This window comes from Vibrio variabilis (assembly GCF_003263785.1).
Taxonomy (GTDB): Bacteria; Pseudomonadota; Gammaproteobacteria; order Enterobacterales; family Vibrionaceae; genus Vibrio; species Vibrio variabilis.
Genome location: NZ_JYJK01000070.1, coordinates 1 through 18,197, shown reverse-complemented (window position 1 = coordinate 18,197; position 18,197 = coordinate 1). Strand labels below are relative to the sequence as shown.

The 18,197-nt window shown below is 45.6% G+C and carries 19 protein-coding genes and 2 pseudogenes; 13 read left to right on the top strand and 8 right to left on the bottom strand.

Features of this window, described 5'->3' with window-relative positions:
• Positions 1–31: 31 nt before the first annotated feature.
• Both tssJ and tagH read right to left on the bottom strand, forming a co-directional pair.
• The gene (gene tssJ / locus TZ48_RS10495; RefSeq protein WP_112479109.1) at positions 32–493 is read right to left on the bottom strand and encodes a type VI secretion system lipoprotein TssJ; all 462 of its coding nucleotides are present in this window, start codon (positions 491–493) and stop codon (positions 32–34) included.
• A gap of 1 nt (position 494) precedes the next feature.
• On the bottom strand, positions 495–1,778 hold the full coding sequence (tagH, locus tag TZ48_RS10490; protein ID WP_112479108.1) for a type VI secretion system-associated FHA domain protein TagH: 1,284 nt from the start codon (positions 1,776–1,778) through the stop codon (positions 495–497).
• A gap of 488 nt (positions 1,779–2,266) precedes the next feature.
• Between tagH and TZ48_RS10485 the strand changes: the two genes are divergently transcribed.
• The 4 genes from TZ48_RS10485 to TZ48_RS10470 all read left to right on the top strand — a co-directional run bounded on the left by TZ48_RS10485 (position 2,267) and on the right by TZ48_RS10470 (position 6,435).
• Positions 2,267–4,075, top strand: a complete 1,809-nt coding sequence (locus TZ48_RS10485) for a serine/threonine-protein kinase (RefSeq protein WP_112479107.1) — start codon at positions 2,267–2,269, stop codon at positions 4,073–4,075.
• Complete coding sequence (locus TZ48_RS10480; RefSeq protein WP_112479106.1) at positions 4,054–4,335, top strand: hypothetical protein; 282 nt, start codon at positions 4,054–4,056, stop codon at positions 4,333–4,335. The genes TZ48_RS10485 and TZ48_RS10480 overlap by 22 nt, the downstream gene beginning before the upstream one ends.
• 71 nt (positions 4,336–4,406) lie before the next feature.
• The gene (locus tag TZ48_RS10475) at positions 4,407–5,132 is read left to right on the top strand and encodes a peptidoglycan-binding domain-containing protein (protein ID WP_162674534.1); all 726 of its coding nucleotides are present in this window, start codon (positions 4,407–4,409) and stop codon (positions 5,130–5,132) included.
• A 262-nt stretch (positions 5,133–5,394) separates the two neighbouring features.
• The gene (locus tag TZ48_RS10470) at positions 5,395–6,435 is read left to right on the top strand and encodes a polysaccharide lyase family 7 protein (RefSeq protein WP_112479104.1); all 1,041 of its coding nucleotides are present in this window, start codon (positions 5,395–5,397) and stop codon (positions 6,433–6,435) included.
• A gap of 65 nt (positions 6,436–6,500) precedes the next feature.
• On the opposite strand, the gene TZ48_RS10465 is transcribed toward TZ48_RS10470, so the two are convergent.
• Complete coding sequence (locus TZ48_RS10465; protein WP_112479103.1) at positions 6,501–7,058, bottom strand: hypothetical protein; 558 nt, start codon at positions 7,056–7,058, stop codon at positions 6,501–6,503.
• A 203-nt stretch (positions 7,059–7,261) separates the two neighbouring features.
• A complete protein-coding gene (gene msrB, locus TZ48_RS10460; RefSeq protein ID WP_112479102.1) occupies positions 7,262–7,684 on the bottom strand; it encodes a peptide-methionine (R)-S-oxide reductase MsrB in 423 nt (140 codons plus the stop codon).
• A gap of 338 nt (positions 7,685–8,022) precedes the next feature.
• On the opposite strand from msrB, the gene gap reads away from it, so the two are divergent.
• The 7 genes and pseudogenes from gap (at position 8,023) to TZ48_RS25820 (ending at position 14,514) form a co-directional block, all read left to right on the top strand.
• Positions 8,023–9,018, top strand: coding sequence for a type I glyceraldehyde-3-phosphate dehydrogenase (gap, locus tag TZ48_RS10455; protein WP_008080593.1), 996 nt, complete (start codon positions 8,023–8,025; stop codon positions 9,016–9,018).
• A gap of 138 nt (positions 9,019–9,156) precedes the next feature.
• Positions 9,157–10,041 (top strand): D-hexose-6-phosphate mutarotase, encoded by an 885-nt coding sequence (locus tag TZ48_RS10450; RefSeq protein ID WP_112479101.1) that lies wholly within the window; start codon positions 9,157–9,159, stop codon positions 10,039–10,041.
• Between the two features lie 88 nt (positions 10,042–10,129).
• On the top strand, positions 10,130–10,948 hold the full coding sequence (rlmA, locus tag TZ48_RS10445) for a 23S rRNA (guanine(745)-N(1))-methyltransferase (protein ID WP_112479100.1): 819 nt from the start codon (positions 10,130–10,132) through the stop codon (positions 10,946–10,948).
• 125 nt (positions 10,949–11,073) lie between these two features.
• Positions 11,074–12,018 (top strand): ChaN family lipoprotein, encoded by a 945-nt coding sequence (locus TZ48_RS10440; RefSeq protein WP_112479099.1) that lies wholly within the window; start codon positions 11,074–11,076, stop codon positions 12,016–12,018.
• Between the two features lie 149 nt (positions 12,019–12,167).
• Complete coding sequence (locus TZ48_RS10435; protein WP_112479098.1) at positions 12,168–12,554, top strand: hypothetical protein; 387 nt, start codon at positions 12,168–12,170, stop codon at positions 12,552–12,554.
• Between the two features lie 89 nt (positions 12,555–12,643).
• Positions 12,644–13,135, top strand: coding sequence for a BCCT family transporter (locus TZ48_RS26310; RefSeq protein WP_420822933.1), 492 nt, complete (start codon positions 12,644–12,646; stop codon positions 13,133–13,135).
• Positions 13,023–14,514: pseudogene (locus TZ48_RS25820) on the top strand (BCCT family transporter). The gene TZ48_RS26310 and the pseudogene TZ48_RS25820 overlap by 113 nt, the downstream one beginning before the upstream one ends.
• Before the next feature lie 75 nt (positions 14,515–14,589).
• On the opposite strand, the pseudogene TZ48_RS10425 reads toward TZ48_RS25820, so the two are convergent.
• Positions 14,590–15,026, bottom strand: a pseudogene (locus TZ48_RS10425) (YcgN family cysteine cluster protein).
• A gap of 137 nt (positions 15,027–15,163) precedes the next feature.
• On the opposite strand from TZ48_RS10425, the gene TZ48_RS10420 reads away from it, so the two are divergent.
• Positions 15,164–15,412: a YkgJ family cysteine cluster protein gene (locus tag TZ48_RS10420; protein WP_112479110.1), complete on the top strand. Its 249-nt coding sequence runs from the start codon at positions 15,164–15,166 to the stop codon at positions 15,410–15,412.
• A gap of 102 nt (positions 15,413–15,514) precedes the next feature.
• Positions 15,515–16,210: an aquaporin Z gene (gene aqpZ / locus TZ48_RS10415; RefSeq protein WP_112479097.1), complete on the top strand. Its 696-nt coding sequence runs from the start codon at positions 15,515–15,517 to the stop codon at positions 16,208–16,210.
• Positions 16,211–16,290: 80 nt separating this feature from the next.
• On the opposite strand, the gene recR is transcribed toward aqpZ, so the two are convergent.
• The 3 genes from recR to TZ48_RS10400 all read right to left on the bottom strand — a co-directional run.
• Complete coding sequence (recR, locus tag TZ48_RS10410; RefSeq protein ID WP_112479096.1) at positions 16,291–16,890, bottom strand: recombination mediator RecR; 600 nt, start codon at positions 16,888–16,890, stop codon at positions 16,291–16,293.
• A gap of 23 nt (positions 16,891–16,913) precedes the next feature.
• Positions 16,914–17,243, bottom strand: a complete 330-nt coding sequence (locus tag TZ48_RS10405; RefSeq protein WP_042474318.1) for a YbaB/EbfC family nucleoid-associated protein — start codon at positions 17,241–17,243, stop codon at positions 16,914–16,916.
• A gap of 119 nt (positions 17,244–17,362) precedes the next feature.
• A partial coding sequence (locus TZ48_RS10400; protein ID WP_275426430.1) for a DNA polymerase III subunit gamma/tau C-terminal domain-containing protein occupies positions 17,363–18,197 on the bottom strand: 835 nt, incomplete at its 5' end.

The following is an 18,197-nucleotide window of genomic DNA, read 5'->3' as shown; positions in this document are numbered from 1 at the left end:
GCGTACACTCATAATGAAACCCAGTCAATGTTTAGTTGCTAATAAATACTGCTAAATCACCGACATTTACGGTCACAGTGGAATAGCTAGTTGGGGATATTTCTACAATCTCTCGCCAACTCGCATTGTCGATATCTTGATAGGCCACCAATATTCCGGCATATCTCACACCTGGTTTTAGAGAAACCGAGTGTTTATATTCTTGCCCGGGTTCAAACTCAAATTCAGATTTTGAGATTAACTCCGGACCTAGAACACCGCTAGCATCATCAAATAATGTAAAGAAATCTTGGCTTTCAAACAGTGTCCTAGAAGAAAGCTCAAACACCCGCACAACAACAGGGGACGCACGACCATTAATATTAGGATTCACATTTTCAGACACTTTAAAGTCCAAGGTAGTGTATGGATCGACCACATAATTAGCCACAGAGCAAGCGGAAATAAAATTCAAAGTAAAAATACAGATTACAAAACTTACTAGCTTATTCATTTTATTCCTTTAACTCCGAACTCTTAAGGTATTGCTCATAAAACTTAGCAAAGTCTTCCATGTAGAATGCATTGGTTTGAGTTTCTATATCCTGCGTTATTTTCGAGTATGTTTTTTTGTAATACAACCATTGCTTGTTGCCTGAAAAAAGCGGCCAGCGATTGACACTCGATGACGACGAGCTGAGCTTAGTATTGGCTTCGAGCTGCTTTGGATCGAGCAATTTCATCAATGCTGAGATTGCTCCGGTTACTCCGGCATGAAGCGCCTCTTCGTGACGTTCAAGATCGCGAAAGGCGGCTTTAATCGCCTTTTCAGGTGGTAGAAAACCGGTCGTTCTTCGACGCAGTAAGTTGTGCATTGCATCTTCAAAGTCTGAAGAGAATTTGAGTGGATTGTTTTCTACTCTGCGAAAGGTTGTTTGGTTGATCCTAGTACTTTGTTTAAAAGCAGAACGATTATGCAAAGTCGACATAATGCCCTCAACAGAGTCCCGAGTCACCACACCAAGTTGAAACCACCAACGCTCAGGGTTATCACTTGAAACGCTACTTGGATCTATGCCTAACCCTTTAAAAAACGCAGCTTGCGTGCTTTCAACTATCTGGTTTTCGGGAGACGAACTAGACTCATCACGCCTTTGCGTCATCGGGGATAATGAAGACATAGATTCCGACGCTACAGAGCTTTTATCTAACGAGGATTCAAAATCTGGAAAACTGAACGCGTCGTCCGGTGCTGAATTGAGTACCGAATTCAAGCTCATCGCATCCGCGCTCTCAAGCTCTTGCGGCTTCGATTGGTCGTGTACGTGTTGACCTCGTTCACGGCAAAAAGGCTCCTTTATAGCGAACAAGTTACTATCCGCCGCTGGTATAAATGCTTCATTGAACGGGATAGGCTGAATGGCCTGATCATTCCTTAAATGTTCAGTAGCGCTGGCACTTCGATGCTGCGAAATAGCAGCTTCTATTTCGTAGTCACCAATTGCAATCACATCACCATGGGTAATGAGTTGTGGAAGGCCTTTTTTTATTGGCTCAACGGAGCGGTTGAGAAAAACACCATTGGTCGACATATCATAGATATACGCACTATTATTAACGAGTTCTATTCGAGCATGATAAGAAGAAATAATCTTTTCTGGATCACTCAACACCCAATCACAGTTTTCACTTCGTCCCAGTGTTAATTCCAGCTTTCCATCTTGAGTATTGAGAGTTTCACTTTCTACCACATTTGACGTGAAACGATGATAGCTCGTCACCGACAACCTTAATATCATTATTATTTTCCCATTCCGATAGTACACTGCTAGAAAGCATTAGCATGCATTAATTAACGCAACGCTAAATAATCATCATCTCAAAAAACGCCTTAGACAATCAGCAGCGGCGATATTATTACACCAAGAATCTTAGCCAATCAACATTTGAATTACCTCTTTCATGCTGCTAGCATTTCCTTTAAATAATAATTGCCAAACAAAATTACAAGTAGAATTTAAAAGTTGTAGAACTTAAAAATTGAAGCTAGACGATTTAAATCAACCATTAACATTCACCATTATAAATAGCGAACTAAATAGAGCCATTAATAACAATTTAGACATTTAAATCCTACGTAGAGAACGTCTAAATATTCATTATTGCTGATAATAAATTATGCGAAGTAAATCGCATTATTGCGTCCACAACTCACCATTGAGTCTAGGACAGCATCGAGGATTTTTGCCACTGACTAATAAGTGGCTAGTTACGTTGGATGTGAGGCATGGAAAAAAAAGAGACAAAAGCAACCAGTAGCGTTGGCTCAAATGCAGAGGCTAACCAGATCAGTAAAGTTAACCATATCAGTAAAAACTGCAGCGATGAATCAACTCAGATACAAAGCAGTACCAGTACTCATGATGCTTCCCCTGCCGTACACGCTAGTGCGAGTCAAATAGTAGGAAGAATCATCAACGGGCGCTATGAACTGCTTGATTTAATTGGGCATGGCGGAATGAGTGATGTGTACCGGGCAAGAGACTTGGTACTAGAGGAAATGGGAGAAAAAACCCCCTATGTGGCGATCAAATTGTTGCAGCCCTCACTTCACGAGTATGCCGATGCGACTTCGTTACTCATTCGAGAAGCTCGAAAGACCCAACGCCTTAGTCACGACAACATCATTCGGGTCTTTGACTATGGGTTTGACGAAGAGTTGTGTTACTTGGTGATGGAATGGCTAGATGGTCAAACGTTGGACAATGTGATCAAAAGCCATCGACCAAATGGACTACCTTATCAGCAAGCGATGGCAATTCTCAGCCAAATTTTGTCTGCACTAATCTATGCCCATAAACATGGAGTAATCCACGCCGACCTGAAACCAGGCAACATTATGCTTAGCCGTGATGGAAGTATAAAGATCTTCGATTTTGGTGTATCGCACAGTGTTTCCAATTCCGCTAACCCCACATGTAATAACGATTCAGCACCTTCTGATGTCAGCGGCTATACCCCTATATACGCGACTCCTGAATTACTTAAAGGGCAAGCCCCGAGCTCTGATGATGATGTTTTTGCATTTTGCTGCATCGCCTATGAATTACTATCGAGTCGTCATCCCTTTGGCCGAAAAACCATCGAACAAGCAAATCGTGAACAATGGGTCATTTCCAAGCCCAAACATATATCACGCCTCAAGTGGCGAGCTCTTCGTTCTGGTCTCGAATACACTAAAAGCGATCGTGAATGTTCACTGAATGCGTTGCAGACCGAGCTTACCAAGCGACGACTACCTAAATCATTGGCAGTATTGGTTATGGGTGCTGTTTTTATTGGTGGGGGATACGTCTACTCAGTTCAGCAAAAAACCATTGATGCGCTACAAACGAAAGTCAATCAGCAAGCAGAGCATTTATCATCGCTTGTTAATATCTTTGATATGCCTGCAGATACTTTTTTTGCATCCTACTCGACAATGAGCGAAGCATTCACAATGCCAAAACAAGCATGGCTTCGTCAAAATCAAACTGCCGTCGTTGAACATTATGAAAGACTCGTTGACCAGCAACTTCGTAGCCGCGAGTCTCGGTACCCCAATTATTACGCTATCGAAAAAATCCTAACCGAGGCCAAGCAGTTTTATCCTGACTCGCACATGCTTAATACTCTTACTAACACTATCAATCAAAGCCTGCTGCGTACATTAGAAAGCCTGAAAAACAAACTTAACCAAGCGCTAGAACAAGGTGAGTTTCAATCGCAAGGTGTCAACAACATCTATCAACTTCTCGATGACTTAAAGACGCTGCGTCATGATTACGTATTTACGCCTTCGTTACTAGCCCAACAAACCTTCGAGCAACAACTGGATAAAGCACTATTAGAGCGTAATGCGGACTCTTTGGCAGATTTGATCCCAGCCGGTGAAACATTTTTTAATCATAGCGAGCATCAGCAGTCCTCACTTGCGGGCGCATTAGCACTAAAACAAGCCATTTTGGATTTGTCGGACTACAAATCAAACGTATCGAGGGAGAGCAGCCCCTATTTCCCCATCACTCAGCTTATTTGGTTTATCGCCCTCAATTAGAGAAGTTCCACAAGCGTCTAGCTGAACTGACGCTCGTTTCACAGCTTGACGCTTTGGCCAGTGACGTTGAACGATTCGCTGGAAAAGTCCCTGACAATTTCTCACATCTCATCGATCTCAAACAGAACATGGCCAATCAATATCTCGCATTTTCTGAGCTACTGATTAAGAAACGCCTGACCAGAGAAGCGGCAAAAACGATGCAAAAAGCCCAAACATTACTCACTAACGTGCAGCAATCAAGAGTCAATGTTTACTGATAGAAAGGATTCGATTGCCACGCAGCATGCACTCACTAACAAATACCTATGAACAACAAGGAATGATCTTCATGAAACTGTCACCGCTTTTTTTTACCCTGACAGCCCTAACTGTTGTTGGCTGTGCCAGCGATTCTAACACACTGACCTACACCGACCGATGTCTTACTCAAGAGGCTTACGAAGCTCAGTTGCCTGAACTTGTGCTCTATGGCAGCCAAGCGGAACTCGTCAGTGACTACAGACAAACCAACGAAGCGCTTACCTCGATCTACAGCTCACAAATTGATGACGCAACACTCAACATTCAGTTTGATCAGCAAAGCGAGCAACTTCTTACGCGCAGTTACCAAAACCAATACGAGCGAGTTCTCGAACGTACTTATGCCGTTACTTGTAGCGACAAGGATTCATACTACGGAACCGGGTTTGTGGCACGCAAAGTAGAAGGAGGATTACTAATATGGGAAAAAAACTCTGAGATGACGGCCTTGCCAAACGACATGTGGGTGTTCTACCAGAGTGGCTACTTCCCTATCCCGCCAGCCAAGCTATCTCGCTCACTCTTCAAAGAAAGTAAAGGTGCCGATGTTGCCGAACTGCAACGAATACTCAATTTGGTTCTAAACTCTGAGAAAAAACTCACCCCAGATGGCAGTTTTGGTTGGCAAACGAGACAAGCAGTAAAGGAGTTCCAGAAAACACATGAGCTCTACCAAGATGGTGTTGTTGGTCAACAAACCTGGGAAGCCATTATTAGTGAAATCAACAAACTATCCAGCGCTACTATCAAGTGATTAACGTGATAATAATTAGAATAAAATGAGGAAATGCCACCTTTCAAACACAAAGACAAAGGTGGCTAACCACTATTCTCTATTCTAATGCTGTAGTGTGAACAGCTCTTGAACTCATCACTTCAATCACACATTTGCAATGTTATCTCACCTATCTGATACCAAAGTACTCAATATTTCGTTCGAGTCACACTTTTGTAATACAATATTATAGTAACATCCTAAACATACCCATTAATGATTGCTTACCAAAGGAACGATAATGAAATCATTGCCCCTCTCTCTACTTGCCGCCAGTATTATTGCGGGTACTGCTATTGCAGATACTGAGTCTCCACTTGCAACCCAATACAACCTTGACCCTATCAAAGCGCCCTCACAAAACTTCGATATGACTAACTGGAAAATTAACTTACCAGTGCTTACTACCGAAGGGCCACGCAAAGGTAAGACACTTGAGATAGCAAAAGAGCAACTTGGTGATACTAAGGCACCTTATGTACATCCAGAGTGGTTCTACACAGATAAGCAAACTGGCGCTGTTGTTTTTGTGGCTCCGAACGATGCACCAACCACACCAAACAGTAAAAATACACGAAGTGAGTTGCGCGCTATGCTTGCAACTGATTACGGGGAGCCAAGCAATAACTTTGTTATCGCCTCACACCCAAATGCCTCTGAATATGGAGCGATTGGCGGTGAACTAAAGGCGACACTGTCTGTTGATCAAGTGAGTGAAAGCGGTAAATACAGTCATAACGGCGCATTTGGTGTGGTGATTGGCCAGATCCACGCTGCTAAAAACGAGCCGCTTAAAATCGTCTATCGTAAACTCCCTGAACATGAGCACGGCTCTTTGGTATGGAACTACGAGTTGAACCCAACCAAAGATCTTCAAAACGCGAAAGATGCGAACGGCAAAAAGCTCAGAAAAGACATTCGCCACAACGTATTCGGTGAGTACAACCTAAGACAGGGATCTGACGATCCAAAAGATGGTATCAAGCTTGGTGAAATCTTCTCATACAGTGTGAACGTCGAAGGCGATATGATGCACCTTACGTTTACTAAGAACCCAGGTACGGACAACGAAGTCGTCAAAACCTTCGATGTTGATCTAAAAGCGGGCAACTACCAAGGTCATGAAGTTGACCAAGGTTATGGAAATACGTGGATGTATTTTAAAGCGGGCGCATACAACCAGTGTAATACGAAAAAGAGCAGCGCCTCTTGTGAGTGGCGCGGAATGGAAGCAGGTGACTATGTTAAAGCAAGCTTTTACCAATTAGAGCTAAATCAATAAGCCTCATCCTTAAACAAACAAAGGGAGCTCAGTTGAGCTCCCTTTGTTTTTATCTGTTCGGGCATTTAGAAGCTGTAGCGAACGCCAATACCTGCGCCGATACCTAACTTAAGGTCGCTGTTGTCAAACATCAGGCTTGGGGTTAGCTGCGCGTAGCCATCCCAGTTTCTTGCGAACGGAAGTTCAACGCCAAGCGCAACGCGTGGGCCAAATTTGTCAGAGCGTTTAATTTGACCACCGACACCTGCATACCAGTTAAAAGGCACATCACCACCAAAACTGCCGCGATTAAAAATGTAATCAGCAGCAATACCGTCGTTACCAACCGCAAAGTTAATCGTATTATTGATCTGGCCAACAATGCTTAGCCCTTGATCTAGACCCATACCAAGCTTAAAACCGGAGTTGCCACTGCGACGCGATGAAGAGCCAGGGTTTGATTTCGATTTTTGCGTCGAAGCGGTCTGTTTAGGGGCTGACTGCTTCGATGTTGATGATGGCGCTGCTGCTTGATCTTCTTCTACGATTTGCCACTGCTCTTCGCCACCAGCGGTCGTGTTTGCAAAAGAAGGGCTGATAAATAACGCTGCAACAAGGGCAACGATAAATGGTGTGTTTTTCATACTGGTGTTCTTGTGTTTGCTGCTCTCACTTAATGCAAAGAGCTTATGAATGTAAAGTTGCGCGCATTTTAAAAGCTCGTGCTTTCACAATGTCATCATAGAGCAAAAATAGAGCAAGAATGGCTTCAGGAATCGTTGGGCGTGGTAAACACCCAACGATACGAACAGATAAAACAGATATGAAAGAATGGTACAGCTGGTGACTAATTTACGGAGTCTTGATCAGTTTTGTTGAAAATTAACGACACAGAATTGACGCAAAAGCGCTGCCCTGTGGTTTGCGGGCCGTCTTCAAATACATGCCCTAAATGACTGTCACAGGCACTGCAGCGTATTTCAACACGTGTCATACCGTGACTGTGATCGTCTAAATAACGGATTGCGGACTCATTGACAGGCGCGTCAAAGCTTGGCCACCCGCACCCGGAGTCGTACTTGTTTTCTGAGTGAAACAGTTCGGCCTGACAACAGGTACAGTGGTATAGCCCTGTGTCCTTGTTGTGAAGCAGTGTCCCGGTAAATGGCGCCTCGGTACCTTGCTGGCGACAAACACGATACTGCTCATCGGTTAGCGTCTCACGCCAGTATTGGTCTGGCTTGGCTCTGTTTTTGTTTTCCCCAGTCATCTCCTTTACACCCTCTTTTTTATTGTCTACATTTTAATCAGCGCACACTTATTACGTGTAATAAACTTGGTTGTAGCACATTGTTGTCAATTACCCACCAAAGTGTGTCTAACATGTTAACTCACCTTGTCCCCAAGGTTAAATACATCAAGCAAATCATTACAGAGTCACGAGCTAAGTTCAAAAAAACGTCATTTAATACCGAATGTTAAGAAAAGCGACACTTTTTTTTGACTTTAGACAAATTAATTCCGATTATCTATTGAAGTTAGTGACTGGATTCTGTAATTTTACTACCAGTTATCTTTAAACAGAAATTAAGTTGTGGAGCAACTATAATGACTATCAAAGTAGGTATTAACGGTTTTGGCCGTATCGGTCGTTTCGTATTTCGTGCAGCGCAAGAGCGCAACGACATTGAAGTAGTAGGTATTAACGATCTAATCGACGTTGAGTACATGGCATACATGCTTAAGTACGATTCAACTCACGGCCGCTTCAACGGTACTGTTGAAGTTGAAGGCGGTAACCTAATCGTTAACGGCAAAACTGTACGTGTAACTGCAGAGCGCAACCCAGAAGACCTAAAATGGGACGCAATCGACGTTGACGTTGTTGCTGAAGCAACTGGTCTTTTCCTAACTGACGAGACTGCACGTAAGCACATCACTGCTGGCGCGAAGAAAGTTGTACTAACTGGTCCTTCTAAAGACGCTACTCCAATGTTCGTAATGGGTGTTAACCAAGACACTTACGCTGGTCAAGACATCGTTTCTAACGCTTCTTGTACTACTAACTGTCTAGCGCCTATCGCTAAAGTTCTTAACGACGAGTTCGGTATCGAATCTGGTCTTATGACTACAGTTCACGCTACTACAGCTACTCAAAAAACTGTAGACGGTCCTTCTGCTAAAGACTGGCGCGGTGGTCGTGGTGCTTCTCAGAACATCATCCCATCTTCAACTGGTGCTGCTAAAGCTGTAGGCGTTGTTCTTCCAGAACTAAACGGCAAACTAACTGGTATGGCTTTCCGCGTACCAACTGCTAACGTTTCTGTAGTTGACCTAACTGTTAACCTTAAGAACGGTGCTTCTTACGAAGCTATCTGTGCAGCTATGAAAGCAGCATCTGAAGGTTCTCTAAAAGGTGTTCTAGGTTACACTGAAGACCAAGTTGTTTCTCAAGACTTCATCGGTGAAGTTCAAACTTCAGTATTCGATGCTAAAGCTGGTATCGCTCTAACTGACAACTTCGTTAAAGTTGTATCTTGGTACGACAACGAAATCGGTTACTCAAACAAAGTTCTAGACCTAATCGCTCACATCTCTAAGTAATGTAAGCTTTTAGCTGAATATTTGTAATAAAGGCGACTCATAGGGTCGCCTTTTTAGTATCTGTTTCTGGGTCCAATCGACACCTGGGAGCTATCCCCTCTCCCTAGGAACCAGAGACTTAACCTAGGAAGTTACACTATGGATTTGTCTGTTTTACCTACCCTGACCGTTCTCTCTGACTATGTCACTATCGCTCAACTTGGTGACAATAAAGTCGTTCGCGTTCTTCATCCTAAAGCGTCAGCGGCCATCTCTCTTCACGGCGGCCATGTCATTTCATATAAGCCAGAAGGCCAAGAAGATTTGATTTGGATGAGCAAAGACGCCATCTTCGATAACAAAGCGGCGCTTCGCGGCGGTATCCCTATTTGCTGGCCTTGGTTTGGCCGAGTAGCCGCACCGGCTCACGGTTTTGCGCGCAACAGTACTTGGGAGCTCATTGAGCACCGCGAAAATGAACAAGGTGTGGTGGTCAGCCTTGGACTTACCGACAGCGACGCGACTCGTGAAATCTGGCCACATAAATTCCAACTGGTCTTGAACGTGGAAGTGAGCGATGCATTAAATGTGTCTCTAAACATCACCAACACTGACGGCGCTCCATGGCGTTTCTCTGGCGCTCTTCACACCTATCTCAACCTAGGTGACATCGAGAAGATGGAAGTCACGGGCATGGGCTCTAACTACATTGATAGCCTACTTGATGGCAAAGTGTGTGAAGGCCAAGAAGTGCTTACCCTAACCGATACCATCGACCGCGTGTACACCGCGCCGTCTGATGAAATTGTGCTGCATGACAATGCATTCAATCGCAAATTGGCAGTATGTAATAGCGGCGACAACTCAGCAGTACTTTGGAACCCTTGGAAACAAGGCGCAGAATCTATGGGTGACATGAACAACGATGGTTACCTCAGCATGTTCTGTATCGAGTCAACGCTTCATGCAGACTCGCTGGAAGCAGGCAAAGAGCTTGCACCGGGTGAAAGCCACCAGTTGGCGACACAGATTTTCGTCAAGTAATCTGCGAACCTGAAGGAATTCAGACGTCTGAATTGCTTCCCTTCCTTGATATGGTTAGACTTACGAAAATTTTCGTCGAGTCTAACCTATGTCTTATCAATGCCCTCTGTGTCAGCAGCCACTCGCTCTAGACGAGCGCAGTTATCGCTGTAGCAATAATCACCAGTTCGACAAAGCCAAAGAAGGTTATGTCAATCTTATGCCTGTGCAACACAAGCGCTCAAAAGATCCAGGTGACAACAAAGAGATGATGCAGGCAAGACGCACATTCCTAGCTCACGACTTCTATGCTCCGATGCGAGACAAAGTCGCCGACACGTTGCGTTCTTCTTTAACCGTAACTAAAGGAAACATCCTTGATATCGGTTGTGGCGAAGGGTACTACACCAGCTATTTTGCCGACGAACTGACAGGCGATAATACCGAGTTTGCCGTTTATGGCCTCGACATTTCCAAAGTCGCGGTTCGCTACGGTTCTAAGCGCTACGACAAGGTGAACTTTTGCGTTGCCTCTAGTCATAAACTACCATTTTCTGGAGAGAGTCTTGCTGCGGTAATTCGTATTTATGCGCCGTGCAAGCATGAAGAGCTGCGTCGCTGTATCGAAGCTGACGGACTAATGATCACCGTCACACCGGGCAGTCATCACCTCTATGAGCTTCGTGAGCTGATCTATCAAGACGTAAGACTTCACGACGAAGCTGCTGAAGTGATTGAAGGATTCGACCTAGTCTCTGAAGCTAAGCTCGACTACACAATGAACCTTAACGGCCAGCAAGCGTATGACCTTTTGCAAATGACGCCATTTGCTTGGAAAGCTAGCCAAGAGCTAAGAGAGAAGCTAGAACAAACCGAGCGCTTCGACTGTCGTGCCGATTTTATGGTAAGGGTATATCGTAAGGGTTAGACCAAAACGTCAATTGTTAATGATATTAATTTTCAATTGCATTGAGTCGCATGCGGATCTCGTTTACCATATTGGTTCCAAAATAGCCTTCCATTGAAGGCTATTTTTTATTAAAGAGAGTCCCTATGAAAGCTTACCCTATCGCACTGTCACTCGTTCTGCTTGCCGGTTGTAGCAGCGCACCTTCAGATAACCTGTCCAAGCCAGCTCAGTCCATTGATTCCTTCTACGATTATCAGCTGTATTCTCCGCAAGGCTCCGCGGTTTCGCTTTCATCATTACCAGTCGATCTAAAAACTGCCGATGTTATCCTCGTTGGGGAGTGGCATACACACAGTGGCGTGCATCGCTTTCAGACCGATCTTCTCAAACAACTTGTAAACAACAACGACAAGCTTGCGCTTTCGATGGAGCAGTTCACGCGTGATAAGCAGCCTATCGTCGATCAATATTTAAAGTCAGAAATTGGCGAACAAATGCTGATACGCGAAGGTAATGCATGGCCAAACTATGAAAGCGATTATCGTCCGCTTGTAGAACTGGCTAAGCAAAACCAACTCGATGTCATTGCCAGTAACGCTCCTAAACGCTTTGTTCGCTGTATTGGCCGTGAAGGGCTTAACTACTTAGAAAAGTTGGACAGTAATGAGCGATCTTTTGTTGCAAAACGCATTGATACCTCTTCTTCTGCCTACAAAGACAAGTTCATGGCCTCAATGCACCACGGCGATAGCGAGCAAACCGAACGCCAATATGCCGCCCAGTTGACATGGGACGCGACGATGGCTGAGAGCATTGTTAACTACATCGACCAGCACCCTGGCACGCAAGTCATGCACATTGCAGGTAAGTTTCACACTGAGAACGCTCTCGGAACAGCAGCGCAAGTACAAGCGCTAGCGCCTAACCTTAACATCGCTGTTATCACTCCAGTCACCGATATAGCCAGCGACTCAACAGATTTTCAGCTCTCGGTTCTCGCGCCACCGGTTCGATATGTGCAAAAGGAGAATCAAATGCAAGCCTACAAACACCTACACAAACGTAGTGACACACTCACCTGTGACTAGCACGCATCGCTCAATAAGCACGCTTACTTGGCGTGCTTATTGCTTAACTGTCAATGATAAACAGGTTCTATGTCTCAGATAAATAAATTTTTATAAAGATTTTGCCATGGATGACGACATAGTAATTGATAGCACTAATGGAGATAGCTATGCAGAGCGTCAATTCCGGCATGTCTGCGCCGTCCAATCAGCTTGGCAGTGCCGCAGCAAACACAATCAAACAGGCAGACTCTAATGGCAATACTTTGCCGACACCGCAAGGTGAACGTGGTGGAGACAGTGTCTCTATCTCACCGCAAGCAAAAGCGCTATTTGAACAAGAAAAGTCAGCAACGCCGAAGCCTAGCACTGCCGATAAATCAACGGATAAAGATGACGACGATGGCATGGGTAAGACGGTCACCTCTTTTGCCCACGGTGCACTGGGTATGGATCATCCAGACGACCTCGAAGAGCAAAAAGACACATCCTATTCAGCAGGTCAGTATGTATCAGCCGCTGTGACCGTCGGAGCATTGATACTCGCGCTCGTATAGCGATCTTTTGTTCTCACGATAGATAAACAGATTTGAGCGCACGATGTTAGTCAAATGATAATGATGTTATTTGACTTAGAAAACATCGCATGGAACGTTATTTCAAACTCATCGATAAGCCAACCTTTTTTGGCGCTATCGCACTTCTACTTACTGTAATCATTCCGCTGATCCTGTTCCCAGAGCAAGGGGCTGATATCATTGCGCAAGCAAAACTGATTATGACCGACAAGTTCGGTTTCCTTTACCTAGCACTTGGTCTCGCTGCCCTCTTCTTCATGATATTCATCATTTTTAGCGATATTGGCCAAATCAAACTGGGTGATCCTGACGAAGCGCCAGAGTTTAAGACCTCATCTTGGGCTGCCATGCTGTTTTGTGGCGGTATCGGGGCCAGTATTCTTTATTGGGGCTGTATCGAATGGGCGTATTACTACCAATCACCACCGTTTCAACTAGAGCCAGGCAGTGAAGAAGCGATCCGCTGGGCCGCAACCTACGGCATCTTCCACTGGGGCCGATTGCTTGGGCAATCTACCTTATCCCGCACTGCCGATCGCTTACTTCTTCTATGTTCGTAAGCAGCCTGCTCTTAAGGTATCTAGCGCTCTTATTCCAGTCATTGGCGAAAAGCATACCAATGGCGCGTTAGGTAAGCTGATTGATGTTCTGTTTATTTTCGGTCTTCTTGGCGGCGCAGCAACGACTTTAGGTCTGGCTGCACCACTTATCAGTGAAGGTCTGAGTGTTCTGTTTGGCCTACCACAAACGACGTATACCCAAATTGGTGTGCTAGCAATCTGTACTGCGATTTTTGCTTACTCTTCTTTTGCGGGTATGGAAAAAGGCATTAAGATCCTCAGCAACATCAACTTCTGGGGGCGATGCTATTGCTCGCTATCGTTTTGCTGCTGGGGCCAACCATTTTCATCCTAGAAACTGGCCTAGACTCAATCGGCCGCATGATGTCGAACTTCTTTGTAATGGCAACATGGGCAGAGCCTTTCGGTGGCTACGGCAGTTTCGATGACACCCATTTCCCACAAGATTGGACTATTTTCTACTGGGCTTGGTGGCTAGTATTTGCACCAAGTATGGGGCTGTTTGTCGCCAGAATTTCAAGAGGACGTACTGTCAAGCAAATGGTCGCAGGCTCACTATTCTTTGGTTCGTGCGGCTGCTTCTTGTTCTTTATTATCCTGGGCAACTATGCTTATCGCTGCAGCTTTCTGGCCAACTCGACATTGTTAGTATTTTGAATGAACACGGCGCAACCAAAGCCATCTTCTCGATGCTTTCTGAACTGCCATTCTCTTGGTTCATCATTCTGCTGTTCACGCTACTTTGCATTATCTTTACCGCAACCACATTCGACTCTATCTCTTATATTTTAGCGTCTGTGGTACAAAAAGATGTGACCCAAGAGCCTATGCGTTGGAACCGTCTATTCTGGGCATTCACGCTAAGCTTTATGCCTGCGGTACTGATGTTCCTAGGTGGATTAAGCACGCTGCAAACCGCTGCTATTGTTGGTGGCCTGCCTTTACTTGGTATTGCAGTCATGCTGATGATTTCGGCTGTGAAAGCAACGACGCTGGATATTCGTCACCAAGAGGATTACGTTGAACCGACCATCAATATTGAAGATCTGCCTGAGTTTGATCCTTGGTCTCATGAAGGTGTTGCGCTGGCGAACTTTGAGAAGTGTCGTGACGTTGCACAAGCTGCTGCCGATGAAGAGCGCGCAGCAATGCAAACACTGTTTAAAGTGAAAAAACGCATCCGCGCCTACGCACTTGAGCATTCTGCAGATGAAAGCAAAGCGATCCCAGAAGAGCTGCAGCAGCGGCTTGAAGATGCACTAAGAGCACTCGCTGAAGCACAAGACCACAAAGAGCAATCATCGCTCGCGGCACAAGACGCTCGTTCACGCTTTACGGAAGTGTGTGCTGGCGCTTAAATTATCGATGACTAACAACCAAAAAGCAGGCTTTCTAAGCCTGCTTTTTCTTGGATGGAATCTTACCGTCAGTAATCAGCGCGAAGGGTGATTAATGATGTGGTCTTCCCAGTCAACAACGTCAATTTCATACACGACTTTATTGCGAACACTTTCGCTGCCGCGTGCATCGCTGACTTAGAGCCAGTAATCAAAGGGTGCCACTCTGGGATCGATTTCCCTTCTGAAAGCAAACGGTAAGAACAAGTCTCTGGTAGCCAGTTGAATTCGCTAATTTTATCGCGAGTGAGCTTCAAGCACTCTTCACCTGATTCAAAACGATTTGGGTAGTCTTTACACGAGCACGTTTTGCTATTGAGCCAGCTACAAGCAACATTGGTGTAGTAGACTTCATCGCTATCTTCATCCATGAGTTTATGCAGGCAACATTTACCGCAACCGTCACATAGAGATTCCCATTGTGATTCGCTCATTTCTTCAAGTGGCGTGGTTTCCCAAAACGCATTGCTCATTCGTGTTACCCTTTTCTTCATTGGAGGCGTTTTATACCTCTAGAGGCCAAAAACTGCAAGCATTGATGCATGATTCACATATGTACAATTCTAGCGCATCTGGTAAACTCGCCGCCTTCATTCTCGAGGGTATTAAGATGGATTGTCGATTAGGCTGCGGTGCGTGTTGTATCGCCCCGAGTATTTCTTCTCCTATTCCAGGTATGCCAAAAGGCAAACCAAGCGGCGAGCGCTGCGTTCAACTTGATGACAACAACCTTTGTAAACTGTTTGGAAAACCCGAGCGCCCTAAGGTTTGTCTGAGCTTTAAAGCTTGCCCAGACGTCTGCGGTGATAATGATCGTGCCGCTATGGAAAACATCTTTGAGCTTGAAAGGATCACATAACCGCTTTTAGCCATTGTTCTATCGCTAATTCCCTTCCTAAATTCGCGATTTTCACCAAATAGACTATTGTCAGATAAACCTCCTTTACACAAGGAATCTGAGATGAACAAGTATTTGGCAGAGTTGTTTGGCACATTTTGGTTGGTTCTTGGCGGCTGTGGCAGTGCAGTATTAGCAGCAGCCTTCCCCGATGTGGGTATCGGTTTGCTTGGCGTATCCCTCGCCTTCGGTTTAACCGTCTTAACCATGGCCTTTGCCATTGGACACATTTCTGGTTGCCACCTAAATCCCGCGGTGAGCATTGGTTTGTGGGCAGGTGGCCGTTTCGAAACAAAAGAGCTCGTGCCATATATCGTGGCTCAAGTCATTGGTGGCGTTTTGGCCGGCGGCGTGCTCTATGTCATCGCTTCCGGGCAAGCAGGCTTTGATGCAGTAAGTTCAGGTTTTGCATCTAATGGCTATGGCGCACACTCTCCCGGACAATACTCACTGACCTCAGCACTGGTCACCGAAGTAGTGATGACAGCCATGTTTTTACTGGTCATCATGGGGGCGACCGACAGTCGAGCACCACAAGGTTTCGCTCCGATTGCCATTGGTCTTTGTTTGACTCTTATCCACCTTATCAGTATTCCTGTCACCAATACCTCTGTTAACCCCGCAAGAAGTACCGGGGTTGCACTGTATGTCGGAGATTGGGCAGTTGCGCAGCTTTGGCTTTTTTGGGTAGCGCCTATCGTCGGTGCTATCATAGGTGCCTGGATCTATCGCTCCCTTATCAGCAATAACAGTGAATAAGCTCACTTACAGAGTCAATAATGGATACAGAAAAGGCGCGATAATTCGCGCCTTTTATATAGAGTCGTTTGCACACTTGCTTAGATCTTTTGTCGTCCCATAAGAGAGTGTGACAAGGTTGTACCATCAACAAGTTCAAGCTCACCACCTACCGGAACGCCATGAGCGATGCGGCTGGCTGATACTTGATGTTCATGACACAGCTCTGCAATGTAGTGTGCCGTGGCTTCACCTTCTACTGTTGGGTTGGTTGCAAGAATCACTTCTCCAATATCACCCTGTCGTAAACGGTAATCCAACACATCTAATCCAATATCGCTTGGTCCAATACCGTCTAATGGCGACAAGTGCCCCATCAGAACAAAGTAACGACCAGAAAACTGTCCGGTTGCTTCCACCGCTGCGATATCCGCTGGGCTTTCTACAACACACAATTGACCATTTTCTTTGCGTTTCGGGTTACTGCAAATATGGCAAATTTCTTCTTCAGTAAAGGTTCTACATTGCTGGCAGTGACCGATTTCAGTCATGGCACCTGAGAGTGCATCCGCCAACTGTAAGCCACCTTTTCGGTCACGCTGTAACAAATGAAAGGCCATGCGTTGTGCAGACTTGGGACCAACCCCAGGTAAGCATCGCAAGGCCTCCATTAAATGCTCCAGCATATGGCTAGTTCGCATTAATTACGTCTCTAATCTTCCAATTAGAACGGCATTTTCATGCCAGGTGGAAGTTGCATACCACCCGTTACTGACGCCATTTTTTCCTTTTGAGTTTCCTCAACACGACGAGCTGCGTCGTTGAATGCGGCTGCAATCAAGTCTTCTAGCATCTCTTTGTCGTCTTCCATTAGACTTTCGTCAATTTCAACACGACGTGTGCTGTGGCTACCAGTGATAGTCACCTTAACAAGGCCAGCACCAGACTCGCCAGTTACTTCCATGTTCGCGATTTCTTCTTGAAGCTTTTGCATGCGGTCTTGCATTTGCTGGGCTTGCTTCATCAGGTTGCCCATACCACCTTTACCAAACATAGGTTTCTCTCGGTTTATTCATGTTTCAATTAATAACATGGGGTCTCATTCATCAAATGCAACCCCTGCTCACCGACAAACCCTGTCCCCTGAAAGGACAGGTCTCGTCGCCAAGCGACTTATAACGGTCGAATACTTTCTTCGTCCAGCTGCGCGGAAAAACGCGTCAACATGAACTGTACATTGGGATCCGTGTGCAGGCTTTGTGCGGCATCCGAGAGTTTTTGCTGATACAAACTCTCTCGAAGCTCAAGCGGCGTTATACCCTTCTCAGAGATCTCAATGGACAAATGACACTCTTGTTGCAGTAAGACATTTAACCCAGCAAGTAGTTCGGATTGGTTTTTATCCGAGTTCAAGTGCGCGTGTGTCGGCCTTAACCCAAGCTGAATCGAGGTACCATCAATTGCGTAAACTGAGTTGAGCGCGAGTTGCTGAACTAACTTACCTACCTCCAGCTTCTCAATCATCTCCGCCCACTGATCTTGAGCAGCAGCCTCTTCGGTCAAACGCTTTGCCATCTCAGGCGTTTTCTCGTGCTCAAGTGCTTTCTTTAGCGTCGACGGTTTAATCGTCGGCTCACTTTTTTGCAAAGTTGCATTGTTCGAAGGACGCCACTGATACGGCTCATTCGAAGTCGGTTGTTGCGCTTGTGGCGCGGCGACATCTGACACCAGAGCCGAGCTTTGGGCACGACCCTGAGTGCGCATTGCAACTCGCTCTAATACGGAGCTTGGTTCAGATGACGCTTTAGGCTTTTTTGCTGGAGTCGCTCCTGGGCTTTGCGGATTCTGTCCACCAGCCTGTCTGCGAGAACGAAGCTGATGACGCAAACCGCCAGCAGCAGGACGAGCACTGGCATTTTGCGAACCACCACTTGGCGCTGGCGCGCTTGCTGGTTGTGCTTGCGGTGGTACTGACTGATTCTGCGAAGGATGAGCTGCAGGCGATGAT